At 59.6% G+C, this 23984-nt stretch carries 17 protein-coding genes and 2 pseudogenes; 10 read left to right on the top strand and 9 right to left on the bottom strand.

The window, feature by feature from the left end:
• Window positions 1–113 precede the first annotated feature (113 nt).
• From GRI72_RS07380 to GRI72_RS07355, 6 genes are all read left to right on the top strand, one after another.
• Complete coding sequence (locus GRI72_RS07380; RefSeq protein ID WP_160733291.1) at window positions 114–2639, top strand: heavy metal translocating P-type ATPase; 2526 nt, start codon at window positions 114–116, stop codon at window positions 2637–2639.
• A complete protein-coding gene (locus GRI72_RS07375; RefSeq protein WP_082892251.1) occupies window positions 2626–3069 on the top strand; it encodes a SpoIIAA family protein in 444 nt (147 codons plus the stop codon). The genes GRI72_RS07380 and GRI72_RS07375 overlap by 14 nt, the downstream gene beginning before the upstream one ends.
• Complete coding sequence (locus GRI72_RS07370) at window positions 3066–3695, top strand: cation diffusion facilitator family transporter (protein WP_047822049.1); 630 nt, start codon at window positions 3066–3068, stop codon at window positions 3693–3695. Before GRI72_RS07375 ends, GRI72_RS07370 begins: the two co-directional genes overlap by 4 nt.
• Window positions 3692–4534: a hypothetical protein gene (locus tag GRI72_RS07365; RefSeq protein ID WP_160733290.1), complete on the top strand. Its 843-nt coding sequence runs from the start codon at window positions 3692–3694 to the stop codon at window positions 4532–4534. Before GRI72_RS07370 ends, GRI72_RS07365 begins: the two co-directional genes overlap by 4 nt.
• Complete coding sequence (locus tag GRI72_RS07360; protein ID WP_047824211.1) at window positions 4534–5463, top strand: cation diffusion facilitator family transporter; 930 nt, start codon at window positions 4534–4536, stop codon at window positions 5461–5463. Before GRI72_RS07365 ends, GRI72_RS07360 begins: the two co-directional genes overlap by 1 nt.
• 141 nt (window positions 5464–5604) lie before the next feature.
• Window positions 5605–7839: a TonB-dependent receptor family protein gene (locus GRI72_RS07355; protein ID WP_160733289.1), complete on the top strand. Its 2235-nt coding sequence runs from the start codon at window positions 5605–5607 to the stop codon at window positions 7837–7839.
• 13 nt (window positions 7840–7852) lie between these two features.
• Here the strand turns inward: GRI72_RS07355 and GRI72_RS07350 are convergent.
• Window positions 7853–8158, bottom strand: a pseudogene (locus GRI72_RS07350) (MerR family DNA-binding protein); the annotation flags it as partial.
• Between the two features lie 307 nt (window positions 8159–8465).
• Between GRI72_RS07350 and GRI72_RS07345 the strand changes: the two are divergent.
• On the top strand, window positions 8466–9563 hold the full coding sequence (locus GRI72_RS07345) for a hypothetical protein (RefSeq protein ID WP_067463339.1): 1098 nt from the start codon (window positions 8466–8468) through the stop codon (window positions 9561–9563).
• Here GRI72_RS07345 and GRI72_RS07340 read toward each other — a convergent pair.
• Complete coding sequence (locus tag GRI72_RS07340; protein ID WP_160733288.1) at window positions 9555–11381, bottom strand: HAD-IIIC family phosphatase; 1827 nt, start codon at window positions 11379–11381, stop codon at window positions 9555–9557. The genes GRI72_RS07345 and GRI72_RS07340 overlap by 9 nt on opposite strands.
• 743 nt (window positions 11382–12124) lie before the next feature.
• Here GRI72_RS07340 and GRI72_RS07335 point away from each other — a divergent pair.
• Window positions 12125–12454, top strand: a pseudogene (locus GRI72_RS07335) (cation efflux transmembrane domain-containing protein); the annotation flags it as partial.
• 132 nt (window positions 12455–12586) lie between these two features.
• Here GRI72_RS07335 and GRI72_RS07330 read toward each other — a convergent pair.
• On the bottom strand, window positions 12587–12994 hold the full coding sequence (locus tag GRI72_RS07330; RefSeq protein ID WP_160733287.1) for a MerR family transcriptional regulator: 408 nt from the start codon (window positions 12992–12994) through the stop codon (window positions 12587–12589).
• A 76-nt stretch (window positions 12995–13070) separates the two neighbouring features.
• Between GRI72_RS07330 and GRI72_RS07325 the strand changes: the two genes are divergently transcribed.
• The gene (locus GRI72_RS07325; RefSeq protein WP_160733286.1) at window positions 13071–13688 is read left to right on the top strand and encodes a cation efflux transmembrane domain-containing protein; all 618 of its coding nucleotides are present in this window, start codon (window positions 13071–13073) and stop codon (window positions 13686–13688) included.
• A gap of 91 nt (window positions 13689–13779) precedes the next feature.
• A complete protein-coding gene (locus tag GRI72_RS07320; RefSeq protein WP_202389008.1) occupies window positions 13780–15711 on the top strand; it encodes a cytochrome c/FTR1 family iron permease in 1932 nt (643 codons plus the stop codon).
• 20 nt (window positions 15712–15731) lie between these two features.
• Here GRI72_RS07320 and GRI72_RS07315 read toward each other — a convergent pair whose 3' ends face one another.
• The 6 genes from GRI72_RS07315 to GRI72_RS07295 form a co-directional block, all read right to left on the bottom strand.
• Window positions 15732–16154, bottom strand: coding sequence for a hypothetical protein (locus GRI72_RS07315; RefSeq protein ID WP_251104431.1), 423 nt, complete (start codon window positions 16152–16154; stop codon window positions 15732–15734).
• 113 nt (window positions 16155–16267) lie between these two features.
• On the bottom strand, window positions 16268–18625 hold the full coding sequence (locus tag GRI72_RS07310) for a heavy metal translocating P-type ATPase (RefSeq protein ID WP_160733284.1): 2358 nt from the start codon (window positions 18623–18625) through the stop codon (window positions 16268–16270).
• Between the two features lie 109 nt (window positions 18626–18734).
• On the bottom strand, window positions 18735–18860 hold the full coding sequence (locus GRI72_RS14845; protein WP_255351904.1) for a hypothetical protein: 126 nt from the start codon (window positions 18858–18860) through the stop codon (window positions 18735–18737).
• Between the two features lie 84 nt (window positions 18861–18944).
• Window positions 18945–19343, bottom strand: coding sequence for a copper-binding protein (locus tag GRI72_RS07305; RefSeq protein WP_237486934.1), 399 nt, complete (start codon window positions 19341–19343; stop codon window positions 18945–18947).
• Window positions 19322–22489, bottom strand: a complete 3168-nt coding sequence (locus tag GRI72_RS07300; protein ID WP_160733283.1) for an efflux RND transporter permease subunit — start codon at window positions 22487–22489, stop codon at window positions 19322–19324. The genes GRI72_RS07305 and GRI72_RS07300 overlap by 22 nt, the downstream gene beginning before the upstream one ends.
• Window positions 22486–23982 (bottom strand): efflux RND transporter periplasmic adaptor subunit, encoded by a 1497-nt coding sequence (locus GRI72_RS07295; RefSeq protein ID WP_160733282.1) that lies wholly within the window; start codon window positions 23980–23982, stop codon window positions 22486–22488. Before GRI72_RS07295 ends, GRI72_RS07300 begins: the two co-directional genes overlap by 4 nt.
• Between the last annotated feature and the right edge of the window lie 2 nt (window positions 23983–23984).

Genomic DNA, 23984 nt, shown 5'->3' with positions numbered 1-23984 from the left:
TGGCCCGCCAAGCTATCGAATGACCGGCTCGTTCGATCCATGAAGGCTCGGGTGCCGCGAATTCCGGCACGGCTCAATTGCGTTCGACGGTTTCTTCAAAGGAGAAAGGCAAATTGGCACGTACTATTCAAATCGAAGTGTCAGCTCTCGTGCCCGAAGCAACGAGCGATGATCCGTGTATCGGAAGACTTCAGGCGCTGCTGCGTGGACAGACAGGTGTTCACGACGTCACCGTGGAAGAGCAGCCGGGCCAATCTGCAGCGCGGCTTAACATCTCTTATGATCCAGACCGGCTCTCCGTCGCGCGCATCAAGGAGCTTGCGCATGTGGCCGGGGCAGAGATCTCCAGTCGGTACGGCCACCTGACCTATGACGTCGATGGCGTGAACTCCACACGGCGCGCCCGGACCGTTGCCGATCTTATCGCTCGGCAAACCGGGGTGCTCGAAGCCTATGCCGATGCGGCGGGGACGTTCGTGATCGAGTTCGACCGCCAACGGACCGACGAGCAGAAAATTGTCGCAGCGCTAAAAGGATTTGGCGCTACGCGACGAGCGAAAACTTCCGGCAATGTTTCCCACTCTTCACGCGAACGGCATGCCCACGATGGAGGTGGCGAGCACGATCATAAGCATGGCGGCATTCTTGGTGCCAATACGGAGCTCTATTTTTCCCTGGCGTCGGGGGGCTTGCTCGCAACGGGCTTCGGCATTGAAAAACTATGGGGGAACTACCCCCAGTTCGTGCCTCTTCTCTGCTACGTTACGGCATATTTTTTCGGTGGGTTCTACACACTCAGAGAGGCCTGGGACAATCTCCGGCTCCGCCGGTTCGAGATCGACAGTCTTATGCTTGTGGCGGCTGCGGGCGCTGCGATCCTCGGCGAATGGGCGGAGGGCGCGTTGCTGCTTTTTCTGTTCAGCTTCGGCCACGCCCTTGAGCGCTATGCAATGGGTCGCGCGAAAAGAGCGATCGAAGCGCTCGCCGAGCTCGCTCCCGAAACAGCTCGCGTGAAGCGCGGCGAGGCTGTCGAGGAGATACGCGTCGAGGAACTCGTGGTAGGCGATGTTGTGGTCGTCCGCCCGAATGAGCGCTTGCCTGCCGATGGCTTTGTGTCTGAAGGGGCGAGCGCCATTAACCAGGCCCCGGTCACGGGCGAAAGCGTGCCCGTCGACAAGAGCGCGGTATCGGATATCGCTTCCGCGCGGAAGACTCCCGACAGGCTGGCAGACACCCACCGGGTTTTCGCCGGCACAATAAATGGCTCGGGGGCTCTCGAAGTCGTGGTGACCCGCCGGTCGAGCGAAACCACTCTTTCGAAAGTGGTGCAGATGGTGAGTGCCGCCGAAGCGCAGCAATCGCCAACCCAGCGTTTCACGCAGCGCTTCGAGCGCATTTTCGTGCCTGCCGTGCTCGCGCTTGCGGGGCTTTTGCTCTTCTCCTGGGTCATCATAGACGAGCCGTTCCGCGATAGCTTCTACCGCGCCATGGCAGTGTTGGTCGCTGCCAGCCCCTGCGCACTCGCTATTGCGACGCCTAGCGCGGTCCTGTCCGGGGTCGCGCGAGCTGCGCGAGGCGGCGTCCTCGTAAAAGGCGGCGCACCCCTCGAAGATTTAGGTGCATTGAAGGCCATCGCATTCGACAAGACGGGCACGCTGACTGAAGGTGAGCCCCGAATAACCGATATCGAGACAGCGACCGGCGTGTCCGAGCGCGAATTGCTGAGAATCGCGTCGGCAGCGGAGAGTTTGAGCGACCATCCGCTGGCCCAAGCCATCGTCAGGGATAGTGCCGAGCGAAATGGTGAAGAAGCGTTGCCGGCGGCGACCGACCTCGAAAGTTTCACGGGCAAGGGCATTACCGCGATCGTCGGAGGTGAAAAAGTCTGGATCGGCAAACTCGAGATGTTCGGTGTCGACGGGGTCCCTCCGCTTGGCCCTGAATTGACGAGCGCAATCGAGGTTTTGCGCGAGCGTGGGCGGACCACGATGGCTATCCGTTCGCGGACGCGCGATCTTGGAGCCATTGGGCTATTGGACACACCGCGCGCGGCAGCAAGAACGACGCTTAACGCGCTGCGCGAACTCGGAATCACGAGAATGATCATGATCTCCGGCGATGATCAGAGGGTCGCCGACGCTGTCGGAGAGGATGTTGGTCTCGATGAGGCATGGGGCAATCTAATGCCTGATGACAAAGTCGAAGCTATCCGCAAGCTCGCCGGTCAGGACAAAGTGGCAATGGTCGGAGACGGGGTGAACGATGCTCCTGCCATGGCAAATGCAACCGTCGGGATAGCAATGGGCGCAGCCGGGTCCGACGTCGCATTGGAAACCGCCGATGTCGCACTTATGGCAGATGACCTCGCCAAGCTGCCGTTCGCGGTCGACCTCAGCCGCAAGACCCGTTCCATCATTCGCCAGAACATGGTGGTGAGCCTCGGGATTGTCGCAGTGCTCATTCCGGCGACCATCTTCGGTCTCGGCATTGGTCCCGCAGTTGCTGTGCATGAGGGCTCTACACTGATTGTCGTTGCCAATGCTCTACGGCTTCTCGCCTATCGCGAGAAACGTTCTAGCGACAATGGGCCTCCATCCCACCATAGCAGTGAGCAGGCTTTGGCAAATGTCGGCGCTTGAACTTTCCCACGTCCCCATGCCGACGGCCCGCGCTGAACGAACTTCAAGTGTACCAACTTTGGAGGGAGCTGTGTTGAATTTGTCGGAAGAGGATGGACTGAACCTGGTCGAGGCCGCCCGAACGGTGCAAACATCAGATTGCGATACCTTCGTGGCCGTTTTCGAACGTAGCGCGCGGCGCAGAAACGATACGGTTCCGATGCTGCTCGCACTCGCACCAAACTTTTCGGGAGGTCTTTGGCGTGACCTTAAGTTCGACATCCGGCCCAAGGACAGCTTCGGGCGGATTGCTATCGTCGACGACCAGAAACCGGAAAAGCGGGGCACTCGAATATTTGACCGCCTGTTCCGCGCGGAGTTGCAGGTCTTTCCGTTTTCCAAACGCAAGCAGGCGGAGAATTGGGCTCAAGCCCGAGGTGTCAACGCATGAGCGGCGAAGGGGATCTGCAACTCGATACAACTGCCAAGCGGAAAACGCTTTCGATTGTTCTGTGGCTCAACGTGGCGATTGCCATCGGGTTTTTCGCCGTCGGCTATCTGGCCGATTCCAACGCCCTCCTGGCTAACGGCCTCGATAATTCTTCGGACGCCATTGTCTATGCGCTCAGCCTGCTCGCCTTGACCCGATCACGGAAATGGAAGCGCGGAGCCGCTCGCTTTTCAGGGATCATGCTGCTGGTCTTCGCTGCCGGGGTCATTGCCGATGCCATAAGGCGCTTCGTGGAGGGTTCCGATCCCGGCGGAGTAATGATGATGGCGATGGCTGCAGTGGCAGCTGTCGTGAATCTGATCTGTCTACGAATGCTGCAGAACATGCAGGAGAAGGACGTCAATCTCCGCGCCGCCACAACCTTCAGCTTTAACGATTTCATCTCCAATGGTGGCATCATAATTGCCGCCATTATCGTCATGCTGACAGGTGCCAACTGGCCCGATCTCGTCGTTGGCGTCGCCGTTGCGGCAATTGCCATATATGGCGGGATCGACATTCTGCGCGACACCCACAAGGATCGGCATGACGAACGCGGAACCGTGCATGGCGACAAGCGCGAATGACGCTTATTCATGAAATATTCGCCACCGAGGATATCTCGCGGGTTCTAGGCATGGCCATGATGGCGAGCCTAGGTCTCGGGATCGGTGCAATCTGGGAAGAACGGAACGGATCCTCGCACGCCGTAGAGCGACTCTGGGGCGCTATAATTTCCGGTGTGTTCGTCATGCTCGCGTTCATTATGGCCGAGCAGTCGGGCGGTTTTATAGCGGGAAGCTTGGGGTCCGTCGTCTTGTTTCCTGCGGGCGGTGCCCTCTATCTTCTATCGACGAAGGTCGTAGAAGGGATCTACCGGCGCTGGGGACCCAAGCGCGGGCCGAAAGTAGGCATTCTGTGTGCATCCGGCATCGCGCTGGCATGCGGTGGGCTCGTTTTAGGAGCTGCATCGGCCATCTCTGTCTACGCTGGCTTGGCTGCCACATTTGGAGTCGGCCTATCCGCTCTCTTGGTCGCAAGAAGAACCACCGCCAGTCTGCTCGAAGAGATCGTGAACCCCATGGATCGCGGCGCGGTCCATGTCATTCTCGCGCTTGTCTTCGTCGCCTGGGTTGTCGGGGCTTTCTGGCTTTTGCACGGGAGAAACAGCAACGTCGATGGCGCGATGGCGATACTGCTCGCGGGCTATTTTCTCTTGGCCTCTGTTCACTTGATTGCCCGGCCCTTTGTCAAGCGATGCCGAATGAACGTGAAGGCGCTGGTGGCATTTATATGCGGCATGGCGGGATTCGGCCTGCTCGCCGCCGGTCTCGACGCCGTGCTCCAAGCGACAGGGGTTTCCGATGCCATCCTCCAGCATCCGAGCGCAACCGATAGTAAACTTTCTAAAGAAGGAGCGCGATGATGGCGCACGCCCACGGCCATGCAGGACACAGCCACGGTGAGGAAAACCTGAGCGATCGCCAGCTTGTGTTTGCTGTCGCCATCAATGTTCTCCTGACGTTGGCCCAGATCATCGGCGGCATCGTTTCGGGCTCGCTGGCACTAATCGCGGATGCGTTGCACAATTTCAGCGACGCGGCTTCCCTGGGCCTTGCATGGTTTGCGCGCCGGATGGGTCGACGTCCGGCCGACAAGCTGATGACCTTCGGGTACGCCCAGGGAGAAGTGGTCGCCGCGCTCATCAATTTGACGACCTTGCTCATCATCGGATTCTATCTGATCGTCGAGGCAGTCAACCGTTTCGCCGAGCCGCAGCCGGTCGAGGGATGGACGGTGATCTGGGTGGCGGGCATCGCTCTGATCATCGATCTCGTGACCGCCTTTATCGTCTATCGCGGCGCGCATGACAGCATCAATATGAAGGCAGCCTTCCTGCATAACGTCTCGGACGCGTTGGCATCGGTTGGCGTGATTGTAGCCGGCGTACTCATCCTTCTCTACGATCTTACCATCGCCGACCTTGTGATAACGCTGATCATCGCAGGTTATGTGATCTGGCAGGGTGTTACGCTTCTTCCGCGAACTGTGCGACTATTGATGGGAGCTGTTCCCGACGAGCTGGAATTCGACCGGATCGTCGCCTTTCTTGAAAGCCAGCAAGGCATCGAAAGCGTGCACCACGTCCATATTTGGAATCTCGGCGAACACCATCGCGCTCTCGAAACGCACATTGTTCTCTCGTCGGGATCACTCGATGATTTTGAAACCTTAAAAATGTCCGTGAAAGAGCAACTCGCTCAGCGGTTCGAAATTGCGCATGCGACGCTCGAGGCTTGCAAAGCGCACGATTGCAACACCGACCTGGTTCCGCCTCATCACTCTTCTCGGTGAGGTAGCTGTTTGAGCGTCCCGCCAAGTCTCTAGCACCCACCTTTCGCCTCCTCGCAAACGCAGGACATCGGCATATATCGCTATTGCGAATCAATAGCAGAATGGTTATTAGGGCGTCGAACGGATTTGAAAGGATTGAATATGTACCGTGCAACTGTCTCTCTTCTGGCATTGGCGCTCTCCAGTCCGGCGGTCGCGCAGTCGGTTGATGCCAAAAGCGGTTCAGGCGCGCAGGGCGGCATGCCTCCGCAATCCGAATCGATCATCGTCACCGGCGGGCGAGTTGATGAGGGCGACGTCGCCGGGTCGGCGGACATTGTCGGCCCCGAGGACCTTCGCGAATTTGAGTATGGCGACGTCAATAGGGTCTTGCGGCAGGTGCCGGGGGTCAATCTTCAAGAAGAGGACGGGTTCGGACTTTTTCCCAATATCGGATTGCGCGGTACTCCGGTGGAACGTTCGAGCAATATCACGCTGATGGAAGACGGGGTGCTCATTGCGCCAGCCCCCTACGCGGCCCCCGCAGCCTACTATTTTCCGGCGGTTGGCCGAATGGCGGCTGTCGAAGTCGTCAAGGGAACTAGGGCTGTGGCTTACGGACCTCGCACGATCGGCGGGGCCGTGAACTTTCGCTCGACGCCGATCCCCGTCGCGGGCTTCGCCGGTTCGGCTTCAGGCCAATACGGATCGCGCGGCTACTACCAGGGACATGGCTGGGTCGGTGGCGAGACAGATAATGTGGGTGCGCTGCTCGAGACCTTTCAGCAGGGGAGCGACGGGTTCAAGACGATTGACGGGTTCCCGAATGCCGACACCGGCTTTGATCGTCAGGATTACCGCGGGCGGTTTGCCGTGCATTCAAGCCCTGACGCGCCCACCGACGCTCGCCTCGAGCTTGTCTATGGAAGATCCGAGCTGGACGCGAACGAGACCTATCTCGGGCTTGTTGATACAGACTTTGCCGCCGACCCTTATCGACGTTATGCGGCAAGCCAACGCGACCGCTTTACCGGTGAGCATGACCAATACCGGATAACAGGCAGTCTCCGCCTGATCGATGATACGAAGATCACCGCGACGCTTTACCGCAACGATTTCGCTCGAAGCTGGTCGAAATTGCAGGATATCGACTTCGATGCCGATGGCCGCTTTGAGGCCATTCAGCCCGTGTTTGATGATCCTGATGCAAACCCTGAAGCCTTGGCCATTCTTCGTGGAGCGGACAGCGCCGCGGGAGCGCTTCGGGTCCGTAACAACAATCGCGTGTACCGCAGTCAGGGGGTACAGGTGTCGCTGGAAAAGCCTTTCGAAGCCGGAGGGGTTCGCCACAATCTCACCGTATCGGCGCGCGTCCATGAGGATGAAGAGGACCGCTTGCAGAATGAGGACTTTTATACGCAAACAGCCGGCGATCTTGTTTTTGTCCGTCAGACGGCGCTCGGAGAGCAGGCCAATCGCGAGGCCAAAGCTGATGCCATCGCCTTCTACCTCGAGGACAGGATTGAGTTTGGAAGGCTCACACTCACACCTGGCATTCGTTACGAAGGCATCACGTTGACCAGGCTGGACTATGAAAGGGACGATCCCGAGCGATTGGCCGGTCCGACACGCACGCGCAAAACGAACATCGATGAATGGCTCCCAGCTCTCGGTGTCACATACGACTTCGGGGATGTTCGTCTGCTTGCGGGAGTGTCACGCGGCTTCTCCCCTCCCGGCCCGGGCAATCCGGACGCCCGCGCGGAAAAAAGCTGGAATTACGAAGCTGGCGCCAGGTTCCAAAACAATCTGGTAAGCGCCTCTGCAATCGCGTTCTACTCCGATTATTCCAACCTGCTCGGAAATTGCACGCAGTCGGTCGGGTGCAGCGTGGGAGACATTGGCGATCAGTTCAATGGTGGTGCCGTTACCGCCAAAGGTGTTGAGCTCTCCGCCTCGGCGACACCGACGATTGGCGAGGCGATTTCATTTCCCATCTCAATTGCGTACACCTTTACCGACGCACAGTTTGACAGCAATTTTGAGAGCGAATTTTTTGGTTCGGTTTCCGCCGGCGATGCCCTGCCGTATCTCGCCCGCCATCAGCTGTATGCCGAGATGGGCGTTGTCTACGGTCCTGCATCCATGACGTTAAGTGCCAACTATGTATCAAAGGTGCGAACCGAAGCCGGCAGCGGCCCCATTCCGGTTGCCGAGCGGGTGGACGACAGAATCATTTTTGATCTTGCTGGACGATTTGCCGTCACCGACGAGGTATCACTTTTCGCGCGTATCGATAATCTGCTCGACGAAACCTATGCTGTCGCACGCCAGCCAACCGGCCTGAGACCGGGTGCGCCACGCCGATTCGTAGGAGGAGCTAGTTTGCGCTTCTAGAGGCGCCTCCGATTTATCCATCGCGCACGGCAAGAGTGTCAATGATCCTACACTCACTGATCGTGTCCTGTTCGCACTTCGCGATCATGCGCGAGAGTTCATCGCGCATGACCTGCAGGGCGGCAATCTTACGTTCTACCTGACCAAGATGCGCGCGCGCCAATGAATCAAACTCTGCGCAGGATCGATCATCCTCTTTCGAGAGCTCGAGCAGTTCGCGGATATCCGGCATCGAAAAACCCAGCCCGCGCGCCCGGCGAATGAAGATCAATCTCGCCGCCTCGGCAGGTCCGTAATCGCGATGGTTGGATCGTGTTCGGGGCGGGCAGCAAGTGGCGCGGAAGCAGCGCCCGCTAAGGCGTTCAGTCGGCTGGACTGCAGTCTAGCGGTCGTCGGCTCGGTCACCTGATCGTGTTTGTCGGGCATCTTCGAAAGGCGGGACGATGAGTATTTTCGGTTTCTGGTTTTAGTTGTTTACATGAGGCCGGGCAGCGCTAACCTATTAATAAGTCAGTAAAAGGCACATTACCCGTGTTTTAAGGGATCGCCGTTTTGCAAAAACTTTACGGTTCGGAATGTATTATGGGGGTCTCGGAGCCTGATCAATCACTAGAAACGACTCTGCGATGACTGGCAGAATACGCAGCGTAGGATCCCTCAAGCCTTTGGCTTGGTTCCTAGCCATAGCGCTCGCGTCGATTGTCTCGTGGTCTGCCCTGACTGCCTACGAGTTTTACGCTCTCGGCCTCTACCCGGTCAGGGAGGAGCCACCGGTCTTCACGACGTATTTCCTTCTTCGTTCATTGTTCGCCCTGGCAATTGCCGGAGCATTGGTCAGCGTGCTTACTTTCGGGGTAGTCGATAGCGCGCTTTGCCGCGAGCGGTTGACAATTACCCAGCGGACCCTCGCGCTCGCCGCAATGTTTACAGGGTTTGTCCTAACAGCGGTTTTTCTCGCCGATCCTGAAACGTTTCGAGCCATGGCCGAAGAAGACAGCGCGGCGGAATGGCTGTCAGCAATCTTCACGCTCGGCGCGGGCTGCCTATTCGCGGTCGAGGCTCTGATACGAGCTCGAAATCTAGAGGGCGGGCGGCTGAGACACGTCCCGGTGTTGATTGCCAGCGGGTTCGCTCTACTCTTCTTTCTGATCGGCATGGAGGAGATTTCATGGATGCAGCGTATCGCCGATTTCGACACGCCCGCTGCAATCGAGGAGATCAATTGGCAGGGAGAATTCAATCTCCACAATATCCATACGGACCTGTCGGAAACCGTTTATTATACAGGCGCCGGGATATTTCTGTGCCTGTTTCCCCTATTGCGGGAAACTGTAAGGCCTGGCGTCGCAGCACTCGATGCATTGCTTGGTTTCTTACCAGCGCGCAGCGTCGCCGCCATCAGTGCGCCGACGGCAATGTTCAATTACGGACACTGGAACCTGATACCCATTCAGGTGACCGCATTCGCCACTTTGCTCGTCATGCTTGCGTTCGGGAATGCTGCCCGCCTACGCGGAGACAGAAGTGAGGCATGCCTTTTCGGATTCTTAGCCTTCGGGATCCTTGCGGGGCAGTCGATCTTCCTCACGCTCGGTCAGCGAATGATCGAAATACCCAACGCTACCGAATTCAAAGAACTGTTCATATCGGTCGGAATTGGATGGTTCGCGATCAATCGGTTCATGACTTGGTACAAAAAAGGCTCTTTCAGTGCGCTACGGTAGATCGCCTGTCGGCCCCGGCTGACAATTTTCGATCGTTACGATATCGGTGTCGAAAATCCCGGGCGTCATTGTGATGCGGCGAACCTCATTTGTTGTGGGTTCGAAGCCCAAGTCGTCGAGGACCGCGCTAGCCGGTCCATTCCGTTTGGTTTGATGGAAAGCGATCTCTACAGCGTCAAGCGTATGACCATTTTTGTTTGTTAAGTGGTACAGCAGCGCACGTTCGATCTGCTTCCCCTGTACGCGGCATGAGAGCATCAGGTCTTCGATGCGCAGCACCCTGCCTTCAAGGCGTGTAAGACAGAAGCCGACCACTCCATAACTACCATAGCGGTCGGAACATTCTATTACATGGCGAACTAAGGTGGAGTCATCCAGAAGCAGTGCTACTTCGCGATTTGAGTATTTGTGGCCGGAGAAATTCAGCTGGTTAGTTCGCTGGACGAGCTCTTGAATACGCTCTGCGTCACGCAACTCATTGGTCCGTATCGTCAAACGAATTTCGCAAGAGCGGAGAAAGTCGTTGTAGTTTCCATCGAAGGATGTGGATGCTTCCTTCCGCGTTTCCGCTTCCTTGTATAAGCGGCGCCGCTCCTTCGACTCGCTCGTTGCGGCGCCGGCCAGTTGAGGGTCGTCAAGCAGGTCGTCCAGCGCCTTTTCCGACAAGGTTCTGACGCCGGGCACGGCACGTTCGACCTCGGCCCGCTCGAAAGGACTGTCATCGATTAGAAGCAGCGCATCGGTCCCGATATTGAGCTGGTCCGCTATTGCCTTCACACCTTCCGACTTGGGGCGCCAGCCAATTTGCGATTTCAGCACATATTGATCCAGGCCAAAGGCCCGAAGCTGTTCCTCGGCCGCAGCCGGATCATTCTTGCTTACCACCGAAATCAGAATTCCTCTGTGGTCGAGCACCTCAAAAAGGTGCGCGATCCCGCTCTTCAGCTGGACGTCGCCTTCGACCAACGTGCCTTTCCATAACGTCTCGTCGAGATCGAAAATGACACATTTGACGGGCAAATCCTGCACCGGTTTCTGTTCGTCGATCTTTTTGGGTTGCGCGATTAGATCTAGTGTCGGGAAGACCAGATGAGTATCTTCTTGAAGTGGCTCGATCGCGATTTCGAATGGTAGTCCCGAAGAGGCGATGGGAGCGAATTTTTCCCCAGGGATGATCTGAGAAAAGTGTCCGGAAGGAATGCGGAGCGTTTCGTAGAACGGCACGGGTAGTTTATGCTCCTCGCGTCGCGGGCGCATCCGGCTTCGATCAACCGAGATTTGCAGCACCAGTTCCACGATCCGGTCGGTCGGATTGAATATTTCGATCGCAAGCGCATAGGGGCGCTCGGTTTGAAATCTGGCGGCAATCCCGGTCATTCTGTCCCAGACATGGTATCCAAGGTACGACCAGCGGCGATCCCCCGAAACTCTTGCTGCGAGCGATCCGATTGCGTCCAAGATGGGCGACGTTCGTAAGATCAGCCACTCAGTCGCCGTTGCCAGCCAACTGGGAAGCAGCAACGTATTCCCCTTCGCCATAAGACGCGCCCATCGTCTGAACTTGATCTCGGCGGCGGCACTGCCCGCCGAAGGGAAGTTTCGATTGGGCAATGCTCCGAATTCAAACCGTCGACAGCGGCCATCGGGCCTTGGGTCGTAAAGCGAGCAGCTTTCGTAGCAATCTGGCGCGGCGCATTCGGTGCAATGCTCTCCCCACAGCAACTGGCTACGATGCTGCGCGCGGACCGGATCTGCCAAGGACTTGCTTGGTGACGAAGGGCGGGGGTTCTTCTTATCAGCCTTGTCGAACTCAAACATGATTTTCCTCGGATGCTGGAGGGGGAAGATCGGAGAAGCCAGGCAGCCGCGCAGCTGTTCGTGCGCGGTCCTCCACACACATCTCGAGGGGTGGTCTGAATCGGATTGCGTCGGGGCTGATTTCCGCGGGTAGGGCGCTTGGCGCTTTTTTCCACTCGCTGCAGGGCAGGGCAATGCATGAAACCCGCTCGCTCTGTCCGATTATCCCGGCCCGCGGCGAAGAAAGGGTAAGAGGATGCAGCCCACCAAGGTGATCCGGCGACAGCGTTTCTGGCGCTGCGCAAGCCACCGCGGGTAGGACCTCCAGAGCCGCTGCGGTGAGGCCAGTGATCTTGGTGTGCTGGTAGAAATTTCGATAGATTGGCTTTTCAACGCTTGGCATATTCACCACCCACTGAAGGACCCGGCACCGGCGCATGTAAGCCCTCCCCATTATCTTCCTACGGCCTCGTCACCGAGGGGATGAAGCTGCCATATCTTCCAGTACGAAAATCAGAGGCCTTCCCCTCACTGGGCTCAGCATTCCCAGGGCATACTCATTTGTCACCGACGCTCACCGCGCGCCAAGCGATAGTGGGAGAAGGGCCATTCTTGGTGGCAGCGGTCCCGGCCCGAAGGTCGATGGCGGAAATCCTCCTCTTGATCCCGACACCCTGCAGCGCGCGCGACCCTTCTGGCATTGTGCTGTCTGTCGACGGCTGCACGACCTATCTACTTAAGGGGAATATTCATCGCGTCCCGACATCGCGTGCCTTGCACTCGCCCACGACTACCAAATCCTGAGCGCCTCGCACGACGCGCATGAGCGGCGCACGCGCTATGTCGTTGCGTTGACCGCCGCGATGATGGTGGTCGAAATCGTCGCTGGCCTGTGGACCGGATCGATGGCGCTTCTCGCCGATGGTATCCACACGGCGACCCATGCAGGTGCCCTGGGCGTCACGGCCTTTGCCTACTGGTTTGCCAGGCGCCATGCGAACAATCCGCCTTTCACATTCGGTACCGGCAAGGTGGGCGAACCCGCCGGCCTCGCGAGCGCGCTTGTCCTCGCCATCTTCGCAATCGGGATGGGGCGCTGGTCATGGACACCGCTGCGCATAGTCCGAAATTCAGAACGATGGGGCTTATGACATTCAAGCGTCCGAATGGCATCGCTGCGATGGGCCAACAGACATCAATACACGAGTGCCGTTCCCATACCGTCCTCAGGTGCCATCTTGTGTCGTTTGGCCGACCAGAGCATCAATGATCCTGCAGTCGCTCACCCTGTCTTGTTCGCAGCTCGCAATCATGCGCGAGAGTTCATCGCGCATCAACTGCAGGGCGGCAATCTTTCGTTTTACCTGATCAAGATGCGCGCGTGCCAATGAATCGACCGCAGCGCAGGATCGATCGTCCTCGTTCGAGAGCTCAAGCAGTTCGCGGATATCCGGCATCGAAAACCCGAGATCGCGCGCCCGGCGAATGAAGACCAATGTTGCCGCCTCGGCAGGTCCGTAATCGCGATAGTTGGACCGAGTTCGAGGCGGGGCATTTAAAATGCCTTCGCGTTCGTAGAAGCGGATCGTCTCCGCCTTGACGCCGGTTTTGCGCGCGACTTCACCAATTTTCATACCATCAACCCCCAATCGCTTGACCTTGTAGTGGCTACAAGGTGCATAGGCTGTCTCGAAACTAGGAGTCGAGTGGATGGCGAAGAATTGTTGCGATGCTGCCGATGTCGGCGATGCCCATAACGATCCGAGATGGCGCCGGGTCCTGTGGGTGGCCCTCGCTCTCAACGCAATTATGTTCGCTATCGAAATCGTGGCCGGGATAGCCGCAGATTCGCGCGCGCTGCAGGCCGATGCACTCGATTTTCTGGGCGATTCGGCCAATTACGCCATCAGCCTCGGAGTTGCCGGAATGGCAATTGCATGGCGCGCACGCGCGGCGCTCGCGAAAGCGGCGACCATGCTGGGATTTGGTCTTTGGGTCCTTGGCTCGGCACTTTGGGGGTTTTTTGTGGGTGCCTCACCAGATGCCGGCACGATGGGCATCGTCGGTTTCCTGGCGCTCGCAGTAAATCTCGCGGTCGCGGCGATGCTCTTTCGGTATCGAACCGGGGACGCGAATATGCGCTCGGTGTGGATCTGTTCGCGCAACGACGCGATCGGAAACGTCGCGGTGCTCGCGGCCGCGGTCGGTGTCTTCGGGACGGGGGCGGCATGGCCCGATCTTGCTGTTGCGGGAATCCTGGCAAGCCTGGCGATCTGGGGGAGTGCCGACGTGTTCGCCCAGGCGAGGCGCGAGCTCAGGACAGCATGAAAGGTCCGAAGTACAGCCGCCGGTTGCGTCCGACATGAGAAGTAGCCTATTCGCTATTGCGAGTTAGTTGCATATCCTTAAGGGGGCTCGGATGCCTGTTTCCATTCCATCGCCGCACAAGGTGCTCAAGGTCTTCATACTGGCCCTCCTTCTGAGCCTGTCGGGCATGGCGCGCGCGGAGGGCTCAGAGGTGCGCACGACGTGGCGCCTTCTCGACTACATCGCTGTCGATTACTCCGCAGCGGTGTCGAACGGGCAGGTCATTGACAATTTCGAATATGACGAAATGGTCGAATTTTCTTCGACCGTCGGCGAACAAGTAGCCGCGCTTCCCGATGCTTCGGCCAAACCCGGTCTAATCGCGATGTCTGTGGACCTGCGTCAGGCGATTGAGAAGAAAGCTTCGGTCGAGCGCGTTTCCCGGCTGGCCCGTGCCTTGGGTGGATCGCTGTTGGAGGCGTACCCGGTTCCGCTGGCTCCCCGAAGCCCGCCCGATTTGTCTCGCGCATCGACACTCTTTTCCCAGAACTGCGCCTCGTGTCACGGTGCATCGGGCCGTTCCCCTCCGGCAGCCAGCATGACGCTCGAGCCTCCTCCGATCGATTTCACCGATGCCGACCGAGCGCGCCAGCGCAGCATTTTCGGTCTCTATCAGGTCATAACACAGGGCCTTGAGGGCACGTCGATGCCCAGCTTTGCTGGACTTTCGGAAGCCGATCGCTGGGCCCTCGCATTCTATGCAGGCGGCATTGCATTCGAGGATCTCGAACGGGGGGAGAAAATCTGGCGCGAAGATGACCGGGTGCGGCGTCTGATACCCGATCTCGAGACACTTGCGGCCATCACGCCCGCAGAGCTCGCCGACGCGATCGGAGAGAACCGGGCATTGGCCGTCATGGCATACCTGCGATCAAATCCCGGAGTTGTCAGCCAGAGAAGCGAGAACGGCTCGCTCGATCTTGCGCGGCAGACCCTGCAGCAAAGTCTCGCCGCCTACGAGCGGGGCGAACGCGCAGAGGCGCGCCGACTAGCTCTGTCGGCCTATCTTGACGGCTTCGAACCGGTCGAGGGTATTCTCGCGACGCGCGATGGTGATCTCATGCGGCAGATCGAGCAAGCGCTCAGCCAATATCGTTCAGATATCGAGCGCAACGTGCCTGTCTCGCGATTGCGCGAACGACACGCTTTCGCCGCGAGCCTGCTTGAGCAAGCGGATGTCGCTCTCGCGCCCGAAGCAGCCAGCGACATCTCCACTTTTCTGGGTGCCTTCACGATCCTGCTGCGCGAGGGGATAGAGGCACTTCTCGTGGTGATTGCCATGATCGCCTTCGTTCGCAAATCGGATCGCGGCGAAGTAATCGCCTACGTTCATGGCGGCTGGATCGCCGCGCTGCTGGCAGGCGTCGCCACCTGGGTGGCCGCGACCTACTTCGTCGCTATTAGCGGAGCGAGCCGCGAGCTCACCGAAGGATTCGGTGCGCTGTTGGCGGCGGTCATCCTCATTTCCGTCGGGATCTGGATGCACGGCAAGAGCCAGGCAGATGAATGGCGACGCTATATTCAGCAAAGGATGGGGAAGGCTCTTTCCAGGCGATCAGCATGGTTTCTCTTCGGGCTCGCTTTTGTCGTAGTCTATCGCGAAGCCTTCGAGACGATCCTGTTCTATGCCGCCCTCTGGACCCCTGATAGCAGTTCGGTGATACTTGCAGGGGCGGTGTCGGCTCTCGCCGTCCTGTCGGCTCTTGCATGGTTCATGCTCCGCTACAGCCGCAAGCTGCCGATCACGCAATTCTTCAAGTACAGCGCGATACTGATCGCAGTCCTCGCGATCATCCTGGCCGGCAAGGGTGTGGGCGCGTTCCAGGAAGCGGGCACGATCTCCATGACCGCGGTGTCGGGACTTCCCCGCCTGCCCGATCTCGGGTTCTTTCCCACCGTGGAAACGCTCGCCGCTCAGCTGGTAGCCTTCCTCGCTTTGGTGCTTGGATTTCGCTACGGTAATCGTCACCACCGCTCACAGTAGCGGGGCATCTCGAACTTGCTCTAATTGTTCGGGAGACGCTCCTTCGGTCCGACGCCTATTCTGCGGACCAGCCACAGGGTCGCAGTAGGGACAATGACCCACATGAGCATAGGAACAAGTCCAATATGCGTTCCTGGCAGCAGGGGCATGAGATCGCTGTAGGTCCAGCCCCAGTCGGCCCCGACCGCGAGAACCTCGACGCTCGCAGTGATGACAAGACCTGTCGCGAGGTATGCACTAAACCGTCCCGCGGGCCAGCGCACCAGCCATGGGGAATACGAGTTGCCGATGGAGCCCACGAGATAGGCCGCGACCATGATACCGGCATCGCCGAGCGATGCGAGGCCGCAGCGGTATGCGGCCTGCGCGGGCGTCAGGCCGCCCGCCTCGTAGAACGGCAATTGTAGCATCTCCCAGACGAACGCGATCAGAAACCCGATCACCGAAATCCAAACCAATGGATGTGCGCCGCGCCATGGTTCACCGCTCGGATTAGCGCTCGTTCCATGCGATCGCGTGGCGACATCCGTGCGTTCGTCTTTTCGGTCAGTACACCTCACGCGTCGAACCTTGGGAGCGATAGGCCTCTAAGCCTCAGCGCATTGCCGATAACGGAGACCGACGACAAACTCATTGCCGCGGCTGCGATCATCGGGCTGAGGAGCATGCCAGTCCAAGGATAAAGGACGCCGGCGGCCACGGGAATCCCGAGCGTGTTGTAAGCGAAGGCGAAGAACAGGTTCTGGCGGATATTGCGCATCGTGGCCCGGGACAGGACCAGCGCTTGAACAACGCCAAGCAGATCACCGCGGACCAGTGTCACGCCCGCGCTTTCGATGGCGACATCGGTCCCGGATCCCATTGCAATTCCGACGTGCGAAGCGGCGAGCGCAGGGGCGTCGTTGATCCCATCGCCGGCCATGGCGACACGGCTGCCGCCGCTCTTCAACTCCTCAATCTTGCGATGCTTGTCTTCTGGCGAGACGTTCGCCTCGACCTCATCGATGCCGACCTGTTCGGCAACCGCGAGGGCGGTAGCCTCGCTGTCGCCGGTCAGCATCACGACCTTGATGCCTCGCTCGTGCAACGCGGTAATGGCAGTGCGGCTCGTTTCCTTGATCGGGTCGGCGACCGCGATGAGGCCCGCCGGCGCTCCGTCCACTGCCACGAACATCACCGTTTGGCCCAGCTGTCGACCTTCTTCCGCAGACTGCCGCCAGGTTTCCTCTAGGGCGCCGATGCGCTTCATCATTTTTTCGTTGCCGATCGCGATATTGCGACCCTCGACGCTTGCTTGGATGCCTTCGCCGGTGACGGATTCGATATTCGCGGCATCCAGAATGGCTGCTCCGCGGTTTTCAGCACCCTCGACTATCGCATGCGCGAGCGGGTGCTCGCTTCCGCGTTCGACCGCCGCCACCAGGCTGAGCAATTCGCCGTCGGTGAAGCCGGAGCGGGGTTGCACATCGACCAGATCCGGTTTCCCGAGCGTCAGCGTGCCGGTCTTGTCGACCACCAGTGTATCGATCTTTTCGAGGGTTTCGAGTGCCTCGGCATTCTTGATAAGGATCCCGTGCTGGGCACCTTTGCCCGTGCCGGTCATTATCGACATCGGCGTCGCCAGTCCGAGGGCGCAGGGACAGGCGATGATCAGAACGGCGATCGCGTTTATCAATGCGTATGCCAGAGCCGGCGCAGGCCCCCACACCGCCCAGACACCGAAACTGACGATGGCCACCAGAACAACGATGGGTACGAACCAGGCAGTAACCTGATCGGCGAGACGCTGGATCGGCGCCCGGCTGCGCTGCGCCTCCGCCACCATCTGGACAATTTTGGATAGCATCGTATCCGCGCCAACCTGCGTCGCGCGCATGGTGAAACTGCCGGTCTGGTTCACCGTACCGCCGATTACCGTATCGCCGGCATTTTTCTTGACCGGGATGGGCTCGCCACTGATCATCGATTCGTCGATGGCGCTGCTGCCTTCCTCGACGCTGCCATCAACCGGAACCTTGTCACCTGGGCGGACGCGCAGGAGATCGCCCGAACTCAATTCGTCGAGCGGCACTTCTCGCTCGTCGCCGCGGGCGAAAATCTTCATCGCTGTTGGAGGTGCTAGCTCCAGCAGGGCGCGTAGCGCGCTCGAAGTAGACCCCCTCGCCTTGAGCTCCAGCACCTGGCCCAACAGTACCAGTGTGGTAATGACCGCGGCGGCTTCGAAATAGACGCCGACGCGGCCCGCATCATCGCGAAACGCATCGGGAAAGATGTCCGGCACGAGCGTCGCCACCACGCTGAAAAAATAGGCGATCGCTACGCCAAACCCGATCAGGGTGAACATGTTGAGATTCATCGTGCGGACCGACTGCACCGCACGCGTGAAAAAAGGCCAGCCGCCCCACAGAACGACCGGAGAGGCAAGCACCAGCTGCAGCCACTGTGCCCAGGCCGGGTCGATGACCCCGTGGAATGGTCTCGAGGGCAAAAGGTCGCCCATGGCATACGCAAACAGCGGAAGCGTGAAGAGCGCGCTCCACCAGAACCTGCGACTCATGTCGACGAGTTCGGGATCCGGCCCGTCGTCAAGGCTGACTGTCTCCGGTTCGAGCGCCATCCCGCAAATGGGACAGGACCCCGGTCCGGGCTGTCTGATTTCGGGATGCATGGGGCAGGTATAGATCGTGCCTTCAGGTACATCTTCTACGGCGTCGAGGTGAGCCTTCGAGAGATAGAGTTCGGGATCGGCGCGGAATTTGTCGAGACAGCGCGAGGAGCAGAAGTAATGTTCGGCTCCCTCATGCTCATGCGTATATTTCGCCGTCTTCATAGCGACGTTCATTCCGCATACGGGATCGACCGCCGCTTCGTTCGGGACAGCGGTCTGCGTGCCTGTGACAGATTTATCAGTCATGTATTCTTCCCGTTTCGAAAGCGCCTATTGAAATACTATGCTCTGGCTGCACTTGTTCCGAACCGTCCAAGGCCTCGACCACGACCACTTCGCGCCGCCGTATGGTCTTCTACGTTCTGAGGTATTTGAGCAGTGCCAGGATCCCAAGGATCATAAGTGTCAGGAGCAGGACCCAGAAGAGGCCCATCGCCCACATCATCATGGGGGCATCCATCATGCTGTTTCCGGTCATCATCTCGCGCTCCTTTCTGACGGATATTGATTTAAACAATCCGGGTTGAAGTGCGCCGCACCGTCCTTCGGTGCGGCGCTTCTCGATTCACTGCTTGGCGATTGCGGTGAGCTCTCCGCTCCCGCCTTCTGTAGTCCGGAACTCGAAAGTCACGCGGTCGCCGACCGACACCTTGCCGAGGCTTTCCTCATCGGCGGCGAAAGCCATGGTCATGGCCGGCCATCCCACCGCGGGGATAGGGCCGTGATCAATCGTGATCTTTCCTTCGGTCTCGTCAATCTCGGTCACCGAGCCTTCGCCGCTGCCAGACTGGCCCACCTCCGCATTGTCCATCATCGGCATATCGTCTGACATCGGCATGCTGTCCGCGTTGGACATTTCGTCGGCCATCATCGTTTCTGCCGGTTCGCTCGCATCCTCGGCGCTATCGCAAGCCGCCAACGCCAGCGGAGCTGCGAGCAGGATCATGTAGGTTGGGGTACGCATTCTTCGTCTCCTTCGGTTTGTGCCGGTTTTTCCGGACGGGGCCGCCGCAACAGCAGATATGCGGCGGGAAGCAAAAACATCGACAGAAGCGGGGCAGTTATCATACCCCCGATCATCGGTGCGGCGATCCGGCTCATCACTTCCGAACCTGCACCGGTGCCGATCAGGATCGGGAAGAGGCCAGCAAGAATGACCGCCACCGTCATCGCCTTGGGTCGCACGCGCAGGAGCGCGCCTTCCCGGATGGCTTCGTCCACTTCTTCAGCGCTGAGGGTACCTTGCCGCCGCTCCAGCGCGGCTTTCAGGTAGATCAGCATCACCACACCGAACTCGGCCGAGACACCGGCGAGCGCGATGAAGCCGACCGCTGTCGCCACGGACTGGTTGTAGCCCATCAGATAGAGCAGCCAGTAACCACCGCTGAGCGCGAACGGCAGGGTGCCCATGATGAGCATCGCCTCATCCACTCTCCTGAATATGAGATAGAGCAGCAGGAATATGATCACCAGTGTCGCGGGCACCACGATCTGCAACCGCTCATAAGCGCGTGTCAGATATTCGAACTGGCCCGCATATGAGAGGCTGACACCGGCGGGCAGATCGACACCCGCAGCAACCGCCTCCTGGAGATCGGCCACCACCGAGGTGAGATCCCGGCCCCGGACATCGACATAGATGTAGCTGGTCAGCCGGCCCTGTTCGCTCTTGAGCATGGGCGGACCGTCGCTGACCCCCACCCGGGCTACGGTTCCAAGCGTGATCTGCTGGCCGGACGGCGTGAGGACCGGCAAGGCTCTAAGCTCATCGACGCTATCGCGGATTTCGCGCGGATACCTCACATTGATGGGATAGCGCGCGAGGCCCTCGACCGTCCGGGCGACATTGGCACCGCCGACCGCGCCGGAGACTATCTGCTGCACGTCGGTTATGTTGAGCCCATATCGCGCAGCGGCCATCCGATCGATATCGACATCGACATAGCGGCCACCCGACAGGCGTTCCGCCAATGCCGAGCTGACCCCGGGGACCGTCTTGGCCACACCTTCCACCTCGAGCGCCACGCGTTCGATCTGCTCAAGGTCGTCGCCTGAAACCTTCACCCCGATCGGACTCTTGATGCCGGTCGCGAGCATGTCGATCCGGTTGCGGATCGGGGGCACCCAGACATTGGCGAGGCCCGGCACCCGCACGACCCGGTCGAGTTCCTCGACGAGCAGATCGGGCGTCATTCCCTCGCGCCACTCCTCGCGCGGCTTGAAACGGATCGTCGTTTCGAACATCGTCAGGGGGGCCGGATCCGTCGCCGTATCCGCACGGCCCGCCTTGCCGAACACGGTTTCCACTTCCGGGACCGACTTGATCAGGCGATCGGTGCGCTGCAGCAGCGCCGAAGCCTCGCCGGGCGAAAGCCCGGGCAATGCGCTCGGCATGTAAAGCAAATCGCCCTCATCGAGCGGGGGGAGAAACTCGCCGCCAAGCCTGGTGAAGGGAATCGCGGTGGTCAGGAAGATCACCGCCGCGATCGCCAGCGTTGCCTTGGGGCGCCGCATGACCCAATCGAGTCCCGGGCGGTAGATTTTCGTCAGCCAGCGGTTGAGAAAATTGGAATCCTCCGAAGGGATCTTCCCACGGATCAGCCATCCCATCATCACCGGTACCAGCGTTACCGAGAGAATGGCCGCGGCCGCCATGGCATAGGTCTTGGTAAAAGCGAGCGGCGCGAACAACCGACCTTCCTGCGCCTGCAGGGTGAAGACCGGCAGGAATGACAGCGTAATGATCAGCAGGCTGAAGAACAGCGCTGGTCCCACTTCCTTCGATGCATCGGCGATGATCCTCCACCGTTCCTTTACCGCGAGCACGGTATCCGGGTTTTCGTGCTCCCATCGTTCGAGATGCTTGTGGGCGTTCTCGATCATCACCACCGCGGCATCGACCATCGCCCCGATCGCGATGGCGATGCCACCCAGCGACATGATATTGGCGTTCACTCCCTGAAAGCGCATCACGATGAAAGCGGCCAGCACACCCAGCGGCAAGGTGATGATGGCGACCAGGGCGGAGCGCGCGTGCCAGAGGAACAGCCCGCAAACGAGCGCAACCACGATGAATTCCTCGATCAGCTTGTGAGTCAGATTCTCCACTGAGGCATCGATAAGCTGCGAACGATCATAGGTCGTGACGATCTCGACGCCTTCGGGCAGGCTCGCCTGCAACTCGTCGAGTTTTTGCTCCACGGCCTGGATCGCGCTTCGCGCATCCGCTCCCTGGCGCAGAACGATGATGCCGCCGGCAACCTCACCTTCGCCATTGAGCTCGGCGATGCCACGCCGCAGTTCAGGGCCGACCTGGATCGTCGCTACGTCGCCAAGCGTGACCGGAACGCCGCCGCTCGCGGTACGTAAAGGGATTTGCCGAAAATCATTGAGGTCGCCGAGATAGCCCGAGGCGCGAACCATATATTCGGCTTCGCCCATCTCGACGATCGAGCCGCCCGCTTCCTGGTTGGCAGACTGGATGGCGCTCACGATCTCGGCGTGGGTCACGCCGAGCGAGGCCATCCGGTAAGGTTCGAGCACCACCTGGTACTGCTTGACCATACCGCCGACGCTCGCGACTTCGGCAATGCCGGGGATCGTCTTGAGCTCGTAGCGCAGGAACCAGTCCTGCAGGCTGCGTAGCCCGGCAAGGTCATGACCGCCGGTGCGATCGACCAGCGCGTACTCGTAAATCCAGCCGACCCCCGTGGCATCTGGACCCAGCGTGCTCGTCACACCATCGGGCAGGCGGTTCTGCACCTGGTTGAGATACTCGAGCACGCGCGAGCGCGCCCAGTAGAGGTCGGTTCCGTCCTCGAAGATGATATAGACATAGCTGTCGCCAAACATCGAGTAACCGCGGACGGTTTTCGCCCCCGGCACCGAGAGCATGGTCGTTGCCAGCGGATAGGTAACCTGGTCCTCGACGATCCGGGGGGCTTGCCCCGGATAGTTGGACCGGACCACAACTTGGACGTCGGAAAGATCGGGCAGCGCGTCGACCGGCGTCGTGCGCACTGCCCAGAAACCGCCTAGCGTTACCGCGATGGCCGCCAGAACGATGAACAAGCGGTTGGCGATCGAGGCATCGATTATCCGAGCAATCATTGTCCGGCCCTCCCGATGGTCTCGATCCGGGGGCCCTCATCCTCCTGGATGAAGGTGAAACGGACTCTGTCTCCCTTCTCGAGCCCGCGCATCTGCGCCGCGCTCTTCGTGCGGAAGGTCATCGTCATGGCTGGCCAGTCGAGCCGCGGGACGGGCCCGTGGCGCAGCGTTACCGAGCCATCGGCGATTTTCTCGATTGTTCCAATCGCACTGAAAGTCGTTGCTTCGTCTTCATCTGCCTGCTCGCGGCTGACCTGTTCAATCGGGCGGACATCGAGCCCGGCCAGGCTTGCCTCGGAATCGAGCAGGAACTGACCCGATGTCACGACCTGTTCGCCGGCGGAAAGTCCGGCCAGCACTTCGGTCCTTCCACCCGCTTCGCGGCCGATCCGAACCTCGGCGGGCATGAAACCGCCCTCGTCCTGCCTCACCATTACGATGGTTCGACGTCCGGTCCTGATAACCGCTTCGGACGGTACCAGCAGCGCGCGGCGTGTGTCCGGGGTCAGCGAAACCTGCGCGAACATGCCCGGTTTGAGGCGTCCGGATGCGTTGGGCAGCTGCGCACGAACGGTGATCGTCCGGCTCGCATCCTGTGCACTCGGCAGGATGGCGATAATGCGCCCCGCGAACCGTTCGTCGGGAAACGCGGTCAGGTTCGCGCTGACAGGCTGGCCAACCCGTACATTCGCAGCCTGCGTTTCAGGCACCGCGGCTTCCAGCCAGATCGGCGAGAAACCGGTGATCTCAGCGAGCGTCTGTCCGGCCATGACCGTCATTCCCGGACGCACGCCGAGCGATGTGATCGCCCCGCCGATCGGCGCGGTAACAGTGATCGTCGAATGCGGTCGTCCGCTGCGTCCCACCGACGAGATCAGGCCTGGAGACATGCCCAGAAGGCGCATGCGCTCGCGCATCGCCTGCGCAAGTTCTTCATCACCGCTATTCAGGACGGCCAGATATTCCTGCTGCGCTCCGCCCCATTCGGGAACCAGGATATCCGCAAGCGGCGCGCCCCGTCCAATCACGTCATCCGGCGCACGACCGTAAGTCCTTTGAACATAGCCCCCGGCGCGGGGCTGGACGATCGCGACGTCGCGTTCATTATAAGCGAGCACGCCAGTGACGGTTATCTCGGGCTCGAGAAGACCGTACTCTGCTTCGGCGGTGCGAATGCCAAAATTCTGGACCAGGCCCGCGTCGATCTGAACGCCAGCGGTCGCCTCCTCGCCTGCACATTTGGGCACCAGTTCCATGTCCATGAACGGCGATTTGCCCGGTTCGTCGAAGTGCTGTCCGGGGACCATCGGGTCGTACCAGTAGAGGACATCCTCGCATTCTGCGCCCGACGTTCCGCTGCTCTCGGCCGTTCCTGCGCCATCTTGGCCAAGCTGCGAGAGGCCATATCCGGCGGTAACACTGATGAGGGCAACCGTGGCTGCCATCGTCCAAGACTTCTGGCGTGGTGACAATCTGTCCCACGCAGCTCCCATTG

Origin of the sequence: Pelagerythrobacter marinus, assembly GCF_009827515.1 — a bacterium.
Taxonomy (GTDB): Bacteria; Pseudomonadota; Alphaproteobacteria; order Sphingomonadales; family Sphingomonadaceae; genus Pelagerythrobacter; species Pelagerythrobacter marinus.
This window is presented reverse-complemented; position numbering and strand designations above follow the sequence as displayed.